General features: G+C 56.2%; 17 protein-coding genes and 1 other RNA gene. 11 read left to right on the plus strand and 7 right to left on the minus strand.

The features are described 5' to 3' along the window. Positions 1-194: 194 nt before the first annotated feature. The 3 genes from ACT3TR_RS08995 to ACT3TR_RS09005 all read right to left on the minus strand — a co-directional run bounded on the left by ACT3TR_RS08995 (position 195) and on the right by ACT3TR_RS09005 (position 1,399). The gene (locus tag ACT3TR_RS08995; RefSeq protein ID WP_193062975.1) at positions 195-824 is read right to left on the minus strand and encodes a 5-formyltetrahydrofolate cyclo-ligase; all 630 of its coding nucleotides are present in this window, start codon (positions 822-824) and stop codon (positions 195-197) included. A 38-nt stretch (positions 825-862) separates the two neighbouring features. Beyond that, a non-coding RNA gene (gene ssrS / locus ACT3TR_RS09000) (6S RNA) lies at positions 863-1,046 on the minus strand. A 53-nt stretch (positions 1,047-1,099) separates the two neighbouring features. Continuing rightward, positions 1,100-1,399, minus strand: coding sequence for a cell division protein ZapA (locus ACT3TR_RS09005; RefSeq protein WP_193062973.1), 300 nt, complete (start codon positions 1,397-1,399; stop codon positions 1,100-1,102). A gap of 158 nt (positions 1,400-1,557) precedes the next feature. Between ACT3TR_RS09005 and ACT3TR_RS09010 the strand changes: the two genes are divergently transcribed. The 4 genes from ACT3TR_RS09010 to ACT3TR_RS09025 all read left to right on the plus strand — a co-directional run bounded on the left by ACT3TR_RS09010 (position 1,558) and on the right by ACT3TR_RS09025 (position 6,138). Further along, positions 1,558-2,136 carry a UPF0149 family protein gene (locus ACT3TR_RS09010; protein ID WP_193062971.1) on the plus strand — a complete coding sequence of 193 codons (579 nt, stop codon included), beginning with the start codon at positions 1,558-1,560 and terminating at the stop codon, positions 2,134-2,136. 20 nt (positions 2,137-2,156) lie between these two features. Next, positions 2,157-3,497, plus strand: a complete 1,341-nt coding sequence (pepP, locus tag ACT3TR_RS09015) for a Xaa-Pro aminopeptidase (RefSeq protein WP_444624788.1) — start codon at positions 2,157-2,159, stop codon at positions 3,495-3,497. Positions 3,498-3,587: 90 nt separating this feature from the next. Next, positions 3,588-4,817, plus strand: coding sequence for a 2-octaprenyl-6-methoxyphenyl hydroxylase (gene ubiH, locus ACT3TR_RS09020; RefSeq protein ID WP_444624787.1), 1,230 nt, complete (start codon positions 3,588-3,590; stop codon positions 4,815-4,817). Between the two features lie 25 nt (positions 4,818-4,842). Further along, positions 4,843-6,138, plus strand: a complete 1,296-nt coding sequence (locus ACT3TR_RS09025) for a UbiH/UbiF/VisC/COQ6 family ubiquinone biosynthesis hydroxylase (protein ID WP_444624786.1) — start codon at positions 4,843-4,845, stop codon at positions 6,136-6,138. On the opposite strand, the gene ACT3TR_RS09030 is transcribed toward ACT3TR_RS09025, so the two are convergent. The 3 genes from ACT3TR_RS09030 to gpmI form a co-directional block, all read right to left on the minus strand. Next, entirely contained in the window at positions 6,135-7,445 is a 1,311-nt protein-coding gene (locus ACT3TR_RS09030; protein ID WP_441684334.1) for a S41 family peptidase, read from the minus strand. The two genes, ACT3TR_RS09025 and ACT3TR_RS09030, sit on opposite strands and share 4 nt — an antisense overlap. A gap of 149 nt (positions 7,446-7,594) precedes the next feature. After that, a complete protein-coding gene (locus ACT3TR_RS09035) occupies positions 7,595-8,740 on the minus strand; it encodes a murein hydrolase activator EnvC family protein (RefSeq protein ID WP_444624785.1) in 1,146 nt (381 codons plus the stop codon). Continuing rightward, positions 8,741-10,333: a 2,3-bisphosphoglycerate-independent phosphoglycerate mutase gene (gene gpmI / locus ACT3TR_RS09040; protein WP_444624784.1), complete on the minus strand. Its 1,593-nt coding sequence runs from the start codon at positions 10,331-10,333 to the stop codon at positions 8,741-8,743. Between the two features lie 202 nt (positions 10,334-10,535). On the opposite strand from gpmI, the gene ACT3TR_RS09045 reads away from it, so the two are divergent. The 7 genes from ACT3TR_RS09045 (at position 10,536) to ruvX (ending at position 15,205) form a co-directional block, all read left to right on the plus strand. Further along, complete coding sequence (locus ACT3TR_RS09045) at positions 10,536-10,958, plus strand: rhodanese-like domain-containing protein (RefSeq protein WP_444624783.1); 423 nt, start codon at positions 10,536-10,538, stop codon at positions 10,956-10,958. Between the two features lie 41 nt (positions 10,959-10,999). Beyond that, a complete protein-coding gene (gene secB / locus ACT3TR_RS09050; protein ID WP_441672001.1) occupies positions 11,000-11,500 on the plus strand; it encodes a protein-export chaperone SecB in 501 nt (166 codons plus the stop codon). 3 nt (positions 11,501-11,503) lie between these two features. After that, positions 11,504-12,259 carry a 16S rRNA (uracil(1498)-N(3))-methyltransferase gene (locus ACT3TR_RS09055; RefSeq protein ID WP_444624782.1) on the plus strand — a complete coding sequence of 252 codons (756 nt, stop codon included), beginning with the start codon at positions 11,504-11,506 and terminating at the stop codon, positions 12,257-12,259. Positions 12,260-12,383: 124 nt separating this feature from the next. After that, positions 12,384-13,076 carry a CvfB family protein gene (locus ACT3TR_RS09060; RefSeq protein WP_193062952.1) on the plus strand — a complete coding sequence of 231 codons (693 nt, stop codon included), beginning with the start codon at positions 12,384-12,386 and terminating at the stop codon, positions 13,074-13,076. A gap of 89 nt (positions 13,077-13,165) precedes the next feature. Beyond that, positions 13,166-14,122 carry a glutathione synthase gene (gene gshB, locus ACT3TR_RS09065; protein WP_444624781.1) on the plus strand — a complete coding sequence of 319 codons (957 nt, stop codon included), beginning with the start codon at positions 13,166-13,168 and terminating at the stop codon, positions 14,120-14,122. Positions 14,123-14,192: 70 nt separating this feature from the next. Next, complete coding sequence (locus tag ACT3TR_RS09070) at positions 14,193-14,750, plus strand: YqgE/AlgH family protein (RefSeq protein WP_096276617.1); 558 nt, start codon at positions 14,193-14,195, stop codon at positions 14,748-14,750. Beyond that, positions 14,750-15,205, plus strand: coding sequence for a Holliday junction resolvase RuvX (ruvX, locus tag ACT3TR_RS09075; protein WP_193062948.1), 456 nt, complete (start codon positions 14,750-14,752; stop codon positions 15,203-15,205). Before ACT3TR_RS09070 ends, ruvX begins: the two co-directional genes overlap by 1 nt. A gap of 18 nt (positions 15,206-15,223) precedes the next feature. On the opposite strand, the gene ACT3TR_RS09080 is transcribed toward ruvX, so the two are convergent. Continuing rightward, the gene (locus ACT3TR_RS09080; protein WP_444624780.1) at positions 15,224-16,249 is read right to left on the minus strand and encodes an aspartate carbamoyltransferase; all 1,026 of its coding nucleotides are present in this window, start codon (positions 16,247-16,249) and stop codon (positions 15,224-15,226) included. Between the last annotated feature and the right edge of the window lie 218 nt (positions 16,250-16,467).

Here is a 16,467-nt window from a genome sequence, read left to right on the forward strand (position 1 = left end):
CGGCGGAAGAAGCCTGATATGGTGATGGCGTTGATGGTGGTGTTTGCATTAGGAGTGCTCGCCACGGGTTATGCGCAGGCGTTGTCGGGAAGTTAATCCACAGCGTTTTGCAGCAGCGCCGTTAACCGACAAGGTGCAGTTGATAGGCAGCATATGAGCTGATTCTTGACAGAATCAGCTTTTTTTATGGCAGTTTATCGACGGCGTACACAGCCTTGGTCGCTCACCACGGCCTTTAAAGGCACGTCCCAGGGTTCAATCGGCAGCGAAGCGACTTGCTGGCAAGCGTGGGCGACGCCGATCAGGGCAGGTGAAGGGCCGAGGCGGTGCATAAACGCTAAGCTGCGGTCATAAAAGCCGCCACCCATGCCCATGCGATTGGCCTGGGCGTCAAACCCCACTAGCGGCACGATGAGCGTGTCTAGGGCCCAGGCGGGCAGGCGATTACAACGCTTGGCGCTAAATCGCTCGTCAGGCTCCCAAATGCCAAAGCGGTTTTTGACCATGGGGGTGTCCGAGCGGTAGGCAACAAACCAAAGATTATTGTCACTAAATGGCCGTAAAACGGGCAAGTACACATCTACCTTTCGCCTGCGTAACCAGGTAAGGAGCGGGGTTGGGTCAATTTCGCCGTTAACAGGCAGATATAGGCTTAAGCGTCGCGCACGGCGAATTTCAGGCAGGGTTTTAAGCTGATGACACAGGCGCTGTGCCGCAACATGCTGCTCTTGCTGGGAAAGGGCGTTGCGCTGATGACGTAAAAAGCGGCGTAGCGCGCGTTTATCAACGTCGGGTAGTGCGGTAGCGTGATGGAGATTGTTCATAAACCGCTATTCCCCTATATCTTTACGCTCATACAGAGGTGTTCTCCAAGGTGCCGCTGCCGTTCTGGCCCTGAACCTACTGGTTCAAGGTGGGTGGCCGCAGCCAGACCGTCAGGCTTTCCGACGCACGGACATGCACACGGGTCTGGCTAGCATTTGGCCCCCTGGGTACTGCGCATAGGCTCGAGGGACTATAACGACTGGCGTACACCCCAGAGAACTCCGTCATCCTAACAGAGCCGTGGCTAATGCCAAAGTGTTGGTTAAAACGTTAACTAGCGCTGACGGGTTTTGGCGAGCACCCGGTCAAGTCGATCGTTAAGGCGATTAAGATTCGCTTCGCCAGCACGGTGCTCATCTATTGCTTCGAGCAACTCGTGGGTAATATTGAGCGCTGTCATGATAGCAACACGCTCACTTCCCAAGGCGCTACTTTGCGCATTAATGCCCTGCATAGCGCGATCTAGGTAGCGCGCGGCACGGTCCAGTTTTGCTTCTTGGCCCGTGTCGCAGGCAATGACATAACCGCGCCCTAACAGGGTTATTTCTTTGGTTGGCCGCTTGGCGTTACTCATCAAAGACTCCAGCACGGGCCAGCAAGGGGCCCAATGCGTTAACATCACAGCATAGGAAGATAGACGTCGCTCACTATAAGAGAGGCGCTTGTACGCGGTCAACGCGTAAGCACTATCGCCAATACGATCCCAACCTATCCAGTGGAGCAAGTGAAACGATGTCATTGATTGATGAGCGCCAGGATTTCTCTGACGTAGCGGATGTTTTCTTACTGCATGGCAGCATGCAGTCACCGGCATTTTTAGATGGCCGCCTTTGCGCTTTGCTAGCACTGCGCGATGTTAGCGCAGCGACATGGCTTGAAGAAGTTTGCCAGAGCCTGGGCATTGAACAGCCCCGTGATCCTGCCAGCGCAGAGCGCCTATTAGGTTGGCGGCGCCAAACGTTGGAGGCGTTAAGCGCCAGCGATCTGGATTACACGCCGCTGCTGCCTGATGAATTGTTCTCTTTAGGAGAGCAGGCGCAGGGGCTTAAAGAATGGACGCAAGGCTTTATCGAAGTGGTCGATGAAGTGGCCGATAACGAGCTTCGCGAGCGCTGGTCGCAAGCGCTGTGCGAGGCAATTGAGGACCTAGAGGGGGTCGGCCGAATGGAGGCCGATATCGACGATAGCCCCGAAAACGAAAACGATCTTTTTGCGCTTACCGAGCATGCCCGTATGGCTGCTATGCTGCTTTACACCGAGCAGCATCCCGGCATGCCGCAAGTAGAACAAACTGACGCACCCGTTCATTAATTCTGCTGCTTGGAGGCTTTATGCTGCCTGAGTTGTTACCTCGGCCATCTGCGATAGGCGTGGCTGAATATCGCCGCCGCCGTGACGCCTTAATGGCCCAGCTGCCGAATAACGTCGCCGTTATTCTTGTAGGTGCCGGGCTAATGACCCGGTCACGCGACAGTGAGTTCGCCTTTCGTCAGAACAGCGATTTCTACTATCTCACGGGCATTCGTGAGCCCGATGCGCTATTGCTGCTGCTCCCCGGAAAAGCGGACAACGAGAGCGTGGTGTTCTGTCAGGACCGGGATCCTGCTCTGGAGGCGTGGACAGGTCGCCGCTTGGGCGCTGCCGGCGTGATCTCAGAGCATGGGATTGATCAGGCGTTCGAAAACGCTGACCGCGATGAGCGGCTGCCCGAGCTGTTAGCCGAGCGTGAGCTGCTTTATTTACCTCTAGACAGCGCCGAGGCCGTGGCCATTGCAGAAGATGCGTTGATGTCAGCACAGGCAGGGCTGAGACGCGGAAAGCCGCCGCTAAAAGGCTGGCTGGACGTGAGCCCGTTGATTCATGCCATGCGTTTGATCAAAAGCGAGGCGGAGATTGCTCTGCTGCGTCATGCGGCGCTGATATCCGCCCGCGCCCATAGGCGTGCCATGCAGGTATCGCGGCCTGGGCTGAGTGAATATCAGCTACAGGCCGAGTTAGAGCATGAATTTGTATGGCAAGGCGCCAGCGGCCCCGCCTACAGCACGATTGTCGGCAGCGGTGCCAACGCTTGTGTACTGCACTATATTGAGAACAGCGCGCCACTCGCCGATGAGTCTTTAGTACTCATTGATGCCGGTGCCGAATTCGATCTTTACGCTGGGGATATTACCCGCACGTTTCCCGTCACTGGGCAATTTAGTGACGCTCAGCGAGCACTCTATCAAGTAGTATTAACCGCTCAAGAAAAGGCCGTGAACGCTATACGGCCGGGAGTATCGCTCGCAGATATTCACACTGGCGTGGTGCACGATTTAACGGCTGGGCTAATAGCGTTGGGCTTGCTGGATGGAGAGGTTCAGGCGCGCATTGATGACGAGAGTTATCGCCGTTTTTATCTGCATTCAACGTCACACTGGCTAGGCCTAGATGTGCACGATGTCGGCGCCTATCGGCTAGACGAAAAGACGCCTCAGCCATTGATGGCAGGCATGGTGCTTACCGTTGAGCCAGGCCTTTACATACCTAGCGATAACGACATTCCTGCTGTCTTTCGCGGTATCGGCATTCGCATTGAAGACAACGTGGTGGTAACAAGCGATGGTCACGAAGTGTTGACGGCCGATGTGCCTAAGCAGGTGAATGAAATTGAAGCATTAATGGCTAAGAATTAAGCAATTAAAAATCTCTATAATAGCCTTTATGTAATTTACGTTACGAATTATTAGTTGCCTTTGGGTGGCGGTAATGAGAGGGGAAAGCCAATGCAGCAGTCTGATTCAGCGGCTGAGCAACCATTGACCCATGACATTGTGATCATCGGGGGAGGGTTGGTCGGTGCAAGCTTAGGCTGCGCCCTGGCACCGTTGATAGAGCGCTATGGCTGGCGGGTCGCGATTGTCGAATCTGCTCCGCTACCGGCGAAGCCGTTGGAAACGCAGTGGCAGCCCAGCTTTGATGCTCGCGCCAGCGCTATTGCGGAAGGTTCTGCGCAGCGCTTTCAGCAGTTGGGTGTTTGGGAGGCGATGCGTCGCGAGGCAACACCGATACGGCGTATCCATATCAGTGAGCGCGGCCGCCTAGGCGCGACGCGGCTAAGCGCAGATGAGCTGGGCATCGCCGCGCTTGGCCATGTGATACCTAATGCATGGATGGGGCGTGTACTTCATCAGCGTCTTACTCAGCTGCCGTTAGCCTGGCACTGCCCCGCCACGGTTGAGCAGCTTACGCCCGTGGCGGGCGGGCATCACTTGCAGCTTTCCGATGGTAGTCAATTAACGGCAGGGCTAACGGTGCTCGCTGACGGTGGCCGCTCGGGGCTTAAAGAGCAGCTGGGCATCGGCAGTCGCCGCGAATCGTATGAGCAAACTGCCTTGATTGCTCATGTGGGTGTTAGCCAGCCCCATCAGGGCGTTGCTTACGAGCGCTTTACGCCGCTGGGGCCTATGGCATTGCTACCGCTTCCCGGGCAGGCGATGGAGTTGATATGGACGCACCCCAACGGTAGCGAGCAAGCAAGGCTGGCGCTGTCTGAGCGTGAATTCCTGCGGCAATTACAGCATGCCTTCGGCGATCGCGTAGGTCGCTTTACCCGAGTAGGGACTCGTCATGTCTATCCTCTGTCACTAGTGACAGCTGACGAGCCGGTTCGCCCAGGGCTTGCCGTATTAGGTAATGCTGCTCACGCGTTGCACCCGGTGGCCGGTCAAGGGTTTAATTTGGCACTGCGCGGAGTCATGGATCTAGTCGATGCGCTAGCACAAGGCGCGCTCGATCAGCGGCCATTGGGCGACATAACGACCCTGCTAGCCTTCGAACAGCAGCGCTCCCAAGATCGCGCTAACGTGATCCGGTTTAGTGATGGCTTAGTGCGTCTGTTTGGCCTTTCGTTTCCGCTACTGCCCCACGCTCGCGCTGCGGGATTAATTGGCTTGAACCTCATCGGGCCATTGCGTCGCAGCCTTGCGCGCCGCGCGATGGGGTTAGAGCGCTAGTGCCGCAAACAAGGAACACAAAACTATGCACACGAACACTGCATGGCAGATGAATGCTGCACCAGGAGCGCCGCTGGTTGAGCGGTTTGAGGCCGTTATCGTCGGTGGCGGCATGGTCGGCACCGCGCTTTGCGCGCTGCTGGCTCAAGCGGGCATGCGTGTGGCGCTTGTTGAAGCACTGCCCGCGCCCGTTAGTCTGAAGCAGGCAGCTAGCGCGCTGCCCGCCCCGCGAGTCAGCGCATTAACGCCGGTTTCACAGCGGTTGTTGACGCATTTAGGGGCTTGGCCCGCGATGCAGCAAACCCGGATAACGCCTTATCGCGGTATGCAGGTATGGGACGCTGAGGGTAGCGGTGACATTGCGTTCTCTGCCGATGAGGCGGGTGTTCTGGTATTGGGGCATATTGTGGAAAATGCGGTCACGCTAGCCGCGCTCAATAGCCAGGTGGTCGATCATCCTAACGTTACGACGTTTTTTGGTACCAGTATTCAGGCTTTGCAACGCGCTAGTCAGAAGGCTGATAAGCAGGCCGATGGGGATTGGCTGGTGCTGGATGACGGGCGCCGGCTACACGCCCCGCTGATCGTAGCGGCCGATGGCGCGCATTCGTCACTGCGCGAAATGGCCGGCATTGAAGTGGCTAGCGATGCTATGCAGCAAGACGCGGTAGTGACCACCGTGCAGTGTGCTAAGCCGCACGGCGGTACGGCGCGGCAAGCGTTTATCGATGGTCGTCCGCTAGCGTTTCTGCCCTTAACGGTGGCGGACGACGATCGCTACTGCTCAATTGTATGGTCGACAACCCCAGAGCATGCAGCTGAGCTGTGCAGTAGCTCTCGCTCAGCGTTGGGCGATGCGCTGGCTCAAGCGTTAGGCCACCGGCTAGGCTCTGTTAAGGTCTGCGATCAGGCGCATCGTTTTCCGCTTGTGCAGCGCCATGCCCGTCAGTATGTTCAAGAGCATTTTGCGCTAGTCGGTGATGCTGCCCACAGCATTCATCCGTTGGCAGGTCAGGGTGTCAATTTGGGGCTCATGGATGCAGCGGTATTGGCTGAAGAGGTCGTGCATGCCTGGCAGCGCGGCGCCCCCTGGGGGGCGATAAGCACACTAAAACGCTATGAGCGCCGGCGGCGCTTTGATAACGCTGCCATGCTGGCGTTGATGAAGGGGTTTAAAGTGCTGTTCGGCAGTCATCATCCTGTGTTGACGCTGGCGCGCAACCTGGGCATGAGCGGTATGAATCAGCAAGTGCCCTTAAAGCGGATGCTAATGCGGCAGGCGACCGGAGAGCGGGCCCGCCTGCCACTGACCTGCCGTTAGCGGCGGCGATCAACCACGTTAAGTGCTTTCAACAGGTTAAGCGCTTCGCTGAGCTGATAATCGTCAAGCAGGCGCTCGGCCATTTCTTGGCGGTCACGCGGTGCCTGTTGAGCGCTTAGATGCCCGTCAAGATCCGCCTCGCGAATTTCACGACGGCTTTCGGCGACTTCTAAACGCCCGCGGACGACTTCGACGTCAGGCTCAATGCCTTGGGCCTGAATAGAGCGTCCATTAGGGGTGTAATAAAGCGCGGTGGTGAGCTTTAGCCCCTCACCATTACCCAGCGGCATAATCTGCTGCACCGACCCTTTACCAAAGCTGTCGGTTCCCATAATGATGCCGCGCCGCTGGTCCTGCAGCGCACCCGCCACGATCTCGGCGGCCGAGGCGCTGCCGCCGTTGATCAGCACCACCAGCGGAATATCGCCAGCGGGGGTGTTGGACGAGGCGGAAAACGACATGGCGGTATCCGAGAGACGCCCTTCGGTATACACGATCAGCCCTTGATCGAGGAACAGGTCGGCAATACCTACGGCAGCCTGAAGCACTCCGCCAGGATTATTACGCAAATCAAGCACCAGCCCTTCTAGCGGCTGTTCACGGGCCATCATCGCCAATGCGTCGCGAGCCTGTTCCGCAGTGCGCGACTGGAACTGGCTAATGCGAAGGTAGCCATAACCAGACTCAAGCAGCTCATGTTTAACGCTTTCGCTGCGAATAATTTCACGTTTTAGGATGAATTCCCGCGGAGTGTCTTCGCCTGAACGAAGTATGCTCATACGCAGCTCGCTTTCCGCTTCGCCGCGCATTAGCGTCACCGCTTCCTGAAGGGACAGATTCGCGGTGGGCGTACCGTCAATGGCGACGATAATATCGCGAGACAGCAGCCCCGCGCGTGAAGCGGGCGTGTCATCAATGGGTGTAATCACCATGAGCTGGCCATCTTCCATGCCGACTTCAATCCCAATGCCGCCAAACTCGCCCTGGGTCGACTCACGCAGGCTTTGGAACTCCTCCTCATCCAGATAGGCTGAGTGCGGGTCCAGTTCGCTAAGCATGCCTCGCATGGCGTTGCGCAGCAGCGTGCGGTCATCCACTTCTTCAACGTACGCGCGCTTAATACGCTCGAACACTTCGGCGAAGGTCTGAATCTCTTCTAATGGCAGCGTATCACCGGCATTTTGATTTGCCCCGCTAGCGCTGGATTGAGCGAACAACGGTAGCGGAACCGACAATAAAGCAATCGGGAGCAGGGTGGCCAAGAAACGCTTGGCGGGGGCTGATACCCCGATAACAGATAGCGTCATGCAGACTCCGCAAGGCGATAGGTAGCGCCGTAGCGCGCCACCCTGTAGTTGAGAAAACGGTAGTTAAAACACTGTCACTGAAAAACTGTCGTTGAAAATTGTTATTAAAACGGTCGCTAAAACCGCCAATAATTATGCAGCTTATCCCGTCAGCGTCGTGCAATCCAACGCTGTGGGTTAATTGGTTCGCCGCCACGGCGAACCTCGAAGTAAAGCGCCGCACGACTCTGGCCACCGCTATCGCCGACACGGCCAATTTCATCACCCCGATTGACTTGCTGCCCCGGTCTTGCGCTGAACTGCTGTAAGTGAGCGTGTAGCGTCATGATCTGGTCGCCGTGATCGATAATCAACAGGTTACCAAACCCCCGCATCCAATCAGCAAAGACCACGCGGCCAGAGTGAACGGCCGTCACCGGCGTACCGGCACTGGCTTGAATCACAATACCGTTATAGTGAACGCCATCGCGATAATGAAAATCGCTGCTGATAGATCCTTGTACTGGCCATGGCAAGTCGCCCCGAGTACTCACAATATGCGTAGTTGGCGTTGGTTCAGCAAGCTTTGCCATCTCGGCTTGGATATTGCGCAGAACGCTTTCCGCTTCTTCACGGCTCTGGTTGAGGTCCGCCAGCCGCTCCTCTTCGCTGCCGTAGCGGTCATCCAAGTTGGAAACAACGCCGCGGCGATCGGTGGTGCGCTGGGCGAGTAGCGCGCTTTGATCCTCTAATTCCTCGGCGAGCAAATCAAGGCGGGCTTGGCGTTCACTTAACGCGTTTTGAGTATCAGCCAAGGCCGTATCGAGGCGCGCTATATCGCTTAAACGACGATTGCGTGCTTCGGTCAGGCGATTCATATACGCCTGCATACGGTCAAGTTCAGCGGGATTGCCTTGATTAAGCAGCAGCTTGAGCTGTGGCGTTGGGCCGAGGCGATAAAGCGCAGAGAGCTGCTGGCCAAGCGCGGCATACTGACTGGCGCGCTCAGATTCCAGCCGGTCACGGTGCTCAAGCAGCTGGGCCGTTTCGTCATTAAGCTGACGCCGCTCGGCCTGCAGGGTGTCTAAGCGCTGATGCGTTTCGGCAAGCTCTGTTTCAACTTCACGCAGCTCACGCTCGGCACTGTCTCGCGCCTGGCCGGTCGAGGTAAGGCGCTCGGCAACCGATTTAATCTCTTGACCGATCGCATCAAGCTGCTGGCGCGCCGTGCTTTCATCCTGCTGGGCCAATCCGGCTGGCGCATAGCATAGCGCCAGGAGGACAACCACAGCCGAGTATCGCCGTGTACGCTGCATTTATGGCTGAGTGTCAGACTGAAAGTGAATTAATGATTTGCCGGTCATCGCTTCGGGCTGGGATTGGTTCATCATTGTTAGCAGTGTGGGTGCCAGATCGCATAGCCTGCCTTCTTTCAGCGAGGCCGCCCGCTCACCGACGTAGATAAGCGGCACCACAAAGGTAGTATGTGCGGTTTGGGGGGCGCCTGTTTCCGGATGCACCATCTGCTCGGCATTGCCGTGATCGGCGGTAATTAAACAGGCGCCGCCCGCGCGTTCGATAGCGTCAACCACGCGGCCTACGCATATATCGACCGTTTCAATGGCTTTCACCGCGGCGTCAAAGTCGCCGGTGTGACCGACCATATCGCCGTTGGCATAGTTACAGATAATCAGATCAAAACTGCCGCCATCAATGGCCTCTACGAGCTTGTCGGTAATCTCATAGGCGCTCATTTCGGGCTTTTCGTCGTAAGTGCGCACGTCCTGCGGGGAGGGCAGGAGAGTGCGTGTTTCACCATCAAACGCATCTTCGCGGCCACCGGAAAAGAAGAAGGTGACATGCGGATACTTCTCGGTTTCGGCAATACGCAGCTGCGTTAAGCCGCGTTTGGCCACCACTTCACCTAAGGTATCGCTGAGGTTAGACGGCGGAAACGCCGCAGGCGCAGGGATATCCGCCGCGTACTGGGTCATCATCACCAGCCCTTTACCGGCAAGCGTAGGACAAGCCCGACGCTCGAAGCCTTTAAAGTCGGGCTCGGCAAAGGCGCGGGTTAATTCGCGCGCGCGGTCGGCGCGAAAGTTAAGAAAAATTGCCGCATCGCCATCCTGCAGAGTAACTGCATTATCTTTGGAGCCGTCTTTGAGCGGTATACTGCTGGCTGATACAAACTCATCGGTTTCGCCGCGCTGATAGGCATCGCGTAGCGCCGTTTCGGCGCTGGAAGCGTAATGCTCGGCGTGCCCATCTGTTAGCAAGCGATAAGCTTGCTCAACGCGTTCCCATCGATTATCGCGATCCATGGCGAAGAAGCGGCCAATAATCGAAGCGACGAAGCCGTTGTCAGCGCCCACCAGCTCGGCGAGACGGGCATTGGCTCGCTCAATGGAGAGCAGGGCGCTTTGCGGTGGCATATCGCGGCCATCGAGAAAGGCGTGGATAAAAATACGCTGAGCACCGCGCCGAGCTGCGAGCTCAGCCAAGGCGATAAAGTGGCCTTCGTGGCTATGCACGCCGCCCGGAGACAGCAACCCGATTAAGTGTACCGGGCGATTATTCGCGACGGCTTCATCAATTGGCTGCGTGAGATTGTCGTTTGAATCTAGGTCGCCGTCTTCAATCGCTTTGCTGATGCGAGTGAAGTTCTGATAAACAATCCGCCCAGCACCAATATTCATGTGCCCGACTTCAGAGTTACCCATTTGGCCGTCGGGTAAACCTACGTGAAGACCGTCGGTATGAACGAAGGCGTGGGGGCGATTTTTCCAAAGCGTATCCATCACCGGGGTAGCGGCAGACGCCACCGCATTGTGGGCGCTGTCGGGGTTGTGGCCGTAGCCATCAAGAATAATTAGCGCCACCGGGCGCGGGGTGCGAGAAGTGTCCATGAAAACCTCGTTAGGATTGGCAAGTCGACCGGCTCGATAATTCAGGGTCGCGACGGGCGCACGCTTGGGGCATCATAACGCAGGCAACTGCCAGGCGTCATGATCAAGGCCTGCGCGGGAAGCTATCGGACGTGTATACTTGTCGCGTTTTGGCAGCGGTTAGGCCGCTTTTTTCTGCATTGACCAAGAGATTGTGTTCGCGATGATCGATCAAGTGTTCGAATTCGTACAGAACCACCCCCTGCTCGTTGGGGCATTTTTGCTGGTACTGATAGCGTGGCTTGTCTACGAAACGCGCAGTGCCTCCACCAATGCGTTGACCTCAACCCAGGCCACTCAGCTCATTAACCGTGAAGACGCGGTGGTGCTGGACATCCGTGAAAACAAAGACTTCAAAGCCGGGCATATCGCGGGGGCGCGCAACATTCCGCAAAGCAACCTCGATAGCCGCATGAACGAACTGGAAAAAGTCAAAGCCCAGCCGGTCATTGTGGTGTGCAAGCAAGGGCAGAGCTCGGGTGCCGCGCAGGCCAAGCTTGCAAAAGCTGGCTTCGAGCGAGCCTTTAAGTTGAGGGGTGGCATGGCGCAGTGGCAAGGCGATGGCCTTCCAGTGGTTAAAAAGTAAGCATTGCTATCTTTATTTAATAAATAATCAGGAGTTTTCTCATGGCGGAAGATAACAACACCCCGCAGGCTGGTGCCGCAGCTGATGAAAAACCGCAGCTTAAGTTTTCGCTGCAGCGCATTTATGTAAAAGATATTTCGTTTGAAGCGCCTAATTCTCCGTCGGTGTTTAAACAGTCGTTCAAGCCGAAGGTCAATTTGGATCTTAATACGACCAGCACTAAAATTGCCGATGATCAGTACGAAGTAGTCGTCAAAGTGACGGCTCAGGTCAACGACAGCGAAACCGGCACTACCTCTTTCCTCGCGGAAGTTGAGCAAGCAGGTTTATTCCGCATTGCAGGAATTGAAGGCGCGCAGCTGGAGCAAACGCTGGGTGCTTTCTGCCCGAACCTGCTGTTTCCTTACGCCCGCGAGTGCGTCGATAACCTGGTCAACCGTGGTGGCTTCCCGCCGCTGATGCTGGCACCGGTTAACTTCGAAGCAATGTACGCCCAGCGCAAACAGCGCGAAGCTAAGCAAGCCGCTGAGAATACGCACTAAGCGATGCACGCCTCTGACTGGTACGCCCAGCATGGCAAAATGCCGCGCCTCTATGTGCCTGCTGCTTTTGTAGCAGGCAGCGACGTTGCATTGCCTGAAGGGCCTGCTCGCCATGTCACTCGGGTATTGCGCATGGCTGAAGGCGCGCCTCTGGTGCTGTTTGACGGCCATGGGCAGGAGGCCGGCGTACGGCTGGCGGCGGTGAGTCGTAAGCAAACGCTGGCGCATGTTGAGGCCGTGTGGGCGGGCAGCGGCGAGTCGCCGTTAACGGTGCATTTAGGTCAAGCGATCTCCAAAGGGGATCGCATGGACTATGCCATCCAAAAGGCCGTTGAGCTGGGCGTTGCGACCATCACGCCGCTCTACACAGAGCGTGGTGATGTGCGTTTGAAAGGCGATCGTGAAGATAAAAAACAGGCGCACTGGCAGGCGATTGCTGCCAGTGCCTGTGAGCAGAGTGGGCGTGCCGTGGTGCCTTGCGTACAGGCGCCAATGGCGCTGTCTGCATGGCTGGAAGAGCGTCAAGAGCCGCTGCGCTTGATGCTGCACTTGGCTACGGGCAATGCCTTTGATCAGCACAGTCGGCCCGCTGCGGTGGCGCTGTTGATCGGCCCAGAAGGCGGTTTGAGTGACAGCGACATCGCCGCTGCACAGGCCGCCTCCTTTACGCCCTTAACGCTTGGTCCGCGCGTTTTACGCACGGAAACCGCCCCGGTCGTGGCACTTACTCTTCTCCAGCACTATTTTGGAGATTTGTAAGTACTCACTTTCGATTATAGCCTTTAGCTATCCTCTATAATGGCTTATTGATCCCCAATATTTGCGTTTTAGCGTACTCCCTAAGACACCGTCATCCTGGTCTATTTTTTGAAGGACGTTCCCCATGGTCCGCGAGTCACACTCCTCTCCTCGATCTGCTAGCGATGCATCCGCCCAGTTGGGTGAGGTGGCGTACTTAACGGTAACGGCCGTTAATAACGTTGGTGCTTTTTTACAGTGGGGGCAGCCTAAGGATGTGTTGCTACCGTTTAGCGAACAACATTTTCGCCCTGATCCCGGTAAGCGTGTTCTGGTCATGCTGTATAGCGATGACCAGGGGCGGCCAGTGGCTACCATGAAGCTTGATCGTTTTTTGACCGATGACGCTTGGGCGCTAGAAAAAGGCGATGAGGTGGCCGTGATGGTGGCCGAGCGCACCGATCTGGGCATGAAAGTCATTGTGAACCACCGCTACTGGGGGCTCATTTATCAAGATGACGTTACCCAGCCATTGCGCAGAGGCCAAGCCGTTAAAGGCTATGTTAAGCAGCGCCGTGAAGATGGCCGCTTGAATATCTCGCTGCTGCCGCCAGGTGCCGCGCGCTTAGATATCGTCGGCGATAAAATTATTCAGGCACTGCGTGAGAGCGGCGGCTATTTGGCGTTGGGCGATAAAAGTGCGGCGCACGAAATTAAAGCCCGGCTAGGCGTCAGCAAAAGCGCTTTTAAACAAGCGATTGGACGTCTTTATAAGCAGCAGCTGATTACCTTAGAACCTGATGCTATTCGCTTAGTGCCCGGTGCTCTTAGCGAGTAGTTCTTAGCGAGTAGTTAGTTGGGGCAGTTGGAGCCGGACGGGCAGTACGGCATACTGAGCGTCAATTGTTTATGTTTGGAAAATGCCCGATGAGCCACTCAAATTTGCATCTCGGCGTTGTGATGGATCCCATCAGCGACATCGCTTACAAGAAAGATACGACCATTGCCATGCTGTGGGCCGCCCAAGAGCGTGGCTATACCCTGCACTATATGGAGCAGGAAGATCTTTTCTTAAACGCAGGGCAAGCCTACGCGCGTATGCGCCCTTTGACCGTGCACCGTAACCCCGACCACTGGTACGACTTAGGTGAGCCTTCTGCTCGTCCCTTAGCCGAGCTGGATGTGGTGCTGATGCGTAAAGATCCGCCGGTGGATGCCGATTTTACCAATGCGGTACACCTGCTGGGTTTTGCTGAGCGTGACGGCGTGCTGGTAGTGAATCCCACCGCGGCGCTCTTGCAGTGCAACGAGAAACTGTTTGCTCAGCAGTTCCCTCAGTGCTGCGCGCCCACCATTGTAGCCAGCCGCGATGATGTGCTGCGCGCCTTTCACGCTGAGCATGGCGATGTGATCTTCAAGCCGCTTGACGGCATGGGTGGCACGGGCATTTTTCATATTGGCCCAGAAGGTCGCAATATTGGCGCCGTGATTGAACAGCTTTCCTTGCGGGGTCAGCGCCAAATTATGGCGCAGCGCTATCTGCCCGAAATTAAAGACGGTGATACGCGCATTTTGCTCGTTGATGGCAAGCCGGTGCCCTACGGGTTGGCACGCATCCCCTCGGCGGGCGAAACCCGCGGCAATTTGGCTGCCGGCGGGCGTGGTGTTAGCCGTGAGCTAACCGAGCGCGACCACTGGCTGATTCAGCAGGTACAGCCGATGATCCGAGAGAAGGGGTTAATGTTCGTCGGGCTAGATGTGATTGGTGATTATATTACGGAAATCAACGTCACTAGCCCCACCTGCGTGCGTGAAATTGATGATCAGCGCGGCACGAATATTGCCGGCTTGCTGCTGGATGCCATCGAGCGCCGCTTAGCCTAAACCAGGGCTGCACCCTCAACTCATTTATTACGCTACGCCTGCTGGAGCCCCTGCAGGCGGTGGGAGACGCATGCAAAGTTTGAAACATCACTTTCTCATGGCCATGCCACATCTAGAAGATCCTAACTTTGCCGGTAGCCTTATCTATCTTTGTGATCACGATGACAACGGCTGTATGGGTGTGATTACTAACCGCCCGCTGGAGATCACGCTGGAGGCTTTATTTGATCAATTAGAGCTGGGTGGTGACGCAAGTCCGCATCGTAATGCGCCGGTCTATTACGGTGGGCCAATGCATAAAGACCGCGGCTTTATTCTGCACGTTGGCGATAGTCAGCAGTGGGACTCTAGTGTTCAGGTGGAAGATGGCATTGCGCTCACCACGTCGCTGGATATTTTGCAGGCTTTCGCTGATGGCGATGGTCCTGAGCAGTTTTTAGTCTGCCTAGGCTGTGCGGGCTGGGATGTTGGGCAGCTTGAGGATGAGCTCAAAGAAAATTCCTGGTTGACCGTAGAAGGCCAGCACCACGTGCTGTTTAACACGCCACCCGTCGAGCGATTGACGACCGCAGCTGGCTTATTGGGCGTAGACCTTAATCTGATGACTCGAGATGCGGGGCACGCGTAATGGCCGATGCAGGCCAACGCTTAGTGCTTGCTTTTGACTATGGAACCCGGCGCATTGGCGTTGCCGTGGGCAATGAGCTATTGCGTAGCGCCCGTGAGTTGACGCCTCTCACGGCGCGCGCGGGTATTCCAGACTGGGACATCGTTGCGCGGCTGCTCAATGAGTGGCAGCCGGATCTGTTAGTGGTAGGGCTGCCGCTTAATATGGATGGTACCGAATCAGAGATGAGTATTCGCGCCCGCAAGTTTGGTAATCGTTTACACGGCCGCTTCGGTAAACCGTGTGCAATGGTCGATGAGCGCGGGACTACGCGGGAAGCGAAAATGATCGCTCGCGAGGCAGGCCATAAAGGCAACTATCGTCAAGACAGTGTTGACGGCATTGCGGCCATACTCATTCTTGAAGGCTGGTTTGCCCACCAGGAGGGTTTGCCTGGCGGGCGTCTCTCTCTGTAGTCCCTATCTTCCTCTCACTTAGCGATCCAAAGTGCCTATTTGTGACGGCACATACCAGCGCACAGGCCGCAGATCCTGTTCTATCAGTTCGTCAACTTTCAGCAGCGTAGCGAATATCGCCATGCGCATGGGAATGCCGTTATCTGTTTGGCGAAAGATCGCCAGCCGCGGGTCGCCGTTAAGATTTACATTCAAATCATTGGCGCCAGGGCGGCTATCGCGGGGCAGCGGATGCATCACGATGGTGCTCTGGCCGCAACGCTGATCGAGAAAATCGCGATTGACCATAAAATCATCGGAGAGCCCTTGGAAGCTCTCGTTCATTTCGTCGGTAAAGCGTTCTTTCTGAATGCGCGTGGTGTAAACCACGTCCAGGTCTGCAAAGTCATTGGCCAATGACTCACGCTGCTCAATGCGGTGACCGCGCGATGCAACTAGATCAATGAGTCGTGAAGGCATCTCCAGGCCTGGCGGTGACACCAGAGTAATGCGCAGCGGATCATAAAGTGACAGCAGCTTAATCAGTGAATGCACCGTGCGGCCGTACTTTAAATCGCCTGTCAGCAGAATATGCGCACCGCTAAGCGATTTCCCCAGGCGCTGAAACTCCTTATCAATCGTATAAAGGTCCAGCAGCGCTTGGCTGGGATGTTCGCCAGGGCCGTCTCCGCCGTTGATGACTGGCACATTGGTCGCGGCCGCAAACTCTGCGACGGAGCCCTGATCAGGATGGCGCATCACGATAGCATCGCAGTAGCCGCTCATTACGCGGCTGGTGTCGTAAAGCGACTCCCCCTTTGCCATCGATGAGAAGGTAAAACCGGTCGTGTCACATACGCTGCCGCCCAAGCGACAAAAAGCGGTATGGAAGCTTACCCGTGTGCGGGTGCTGGCTTCAAAAAACAAATTCCCGAGTACCGCCCCTTCTAATACGCGTGTCACCTGGCGGCGCTGGGCAATCGGCTCCATGCGCGCGGCGACGCGTAATAGGTGATCAACGCTTTCGCGATTTAATGAATCGACAGTTAGCAGATGGTGGCTCATAAGGGACCTCGGCAGGATGGTAGATAGGCTAGTGTAACCGCCAATGAGGGGTGTGCCGAAGGGGTTTTACCTACGAATGTCAGTTAACAAATAACGGCCCAATCGTTCTTTTTACAGTTATTTTTCAATAGCCCTTGCCAAGGCGTTAGCGAGTCCGTAAAGTACGCATCCGCTGCCGGGGACGCCTAGCGTTACCAGCGGTGGATGAAGGTGAAAAC

The organism is Halomonas sp. AOP12-B1-6 (genome assembly GCF_052379225.1).
Taxonomy (GTDB): Bacteria; Pseudomonadota; Gammaproteobacteria; order Pseudomonadales; family Halomonadaceae; genus Vreelandella; species Vreelandella casei.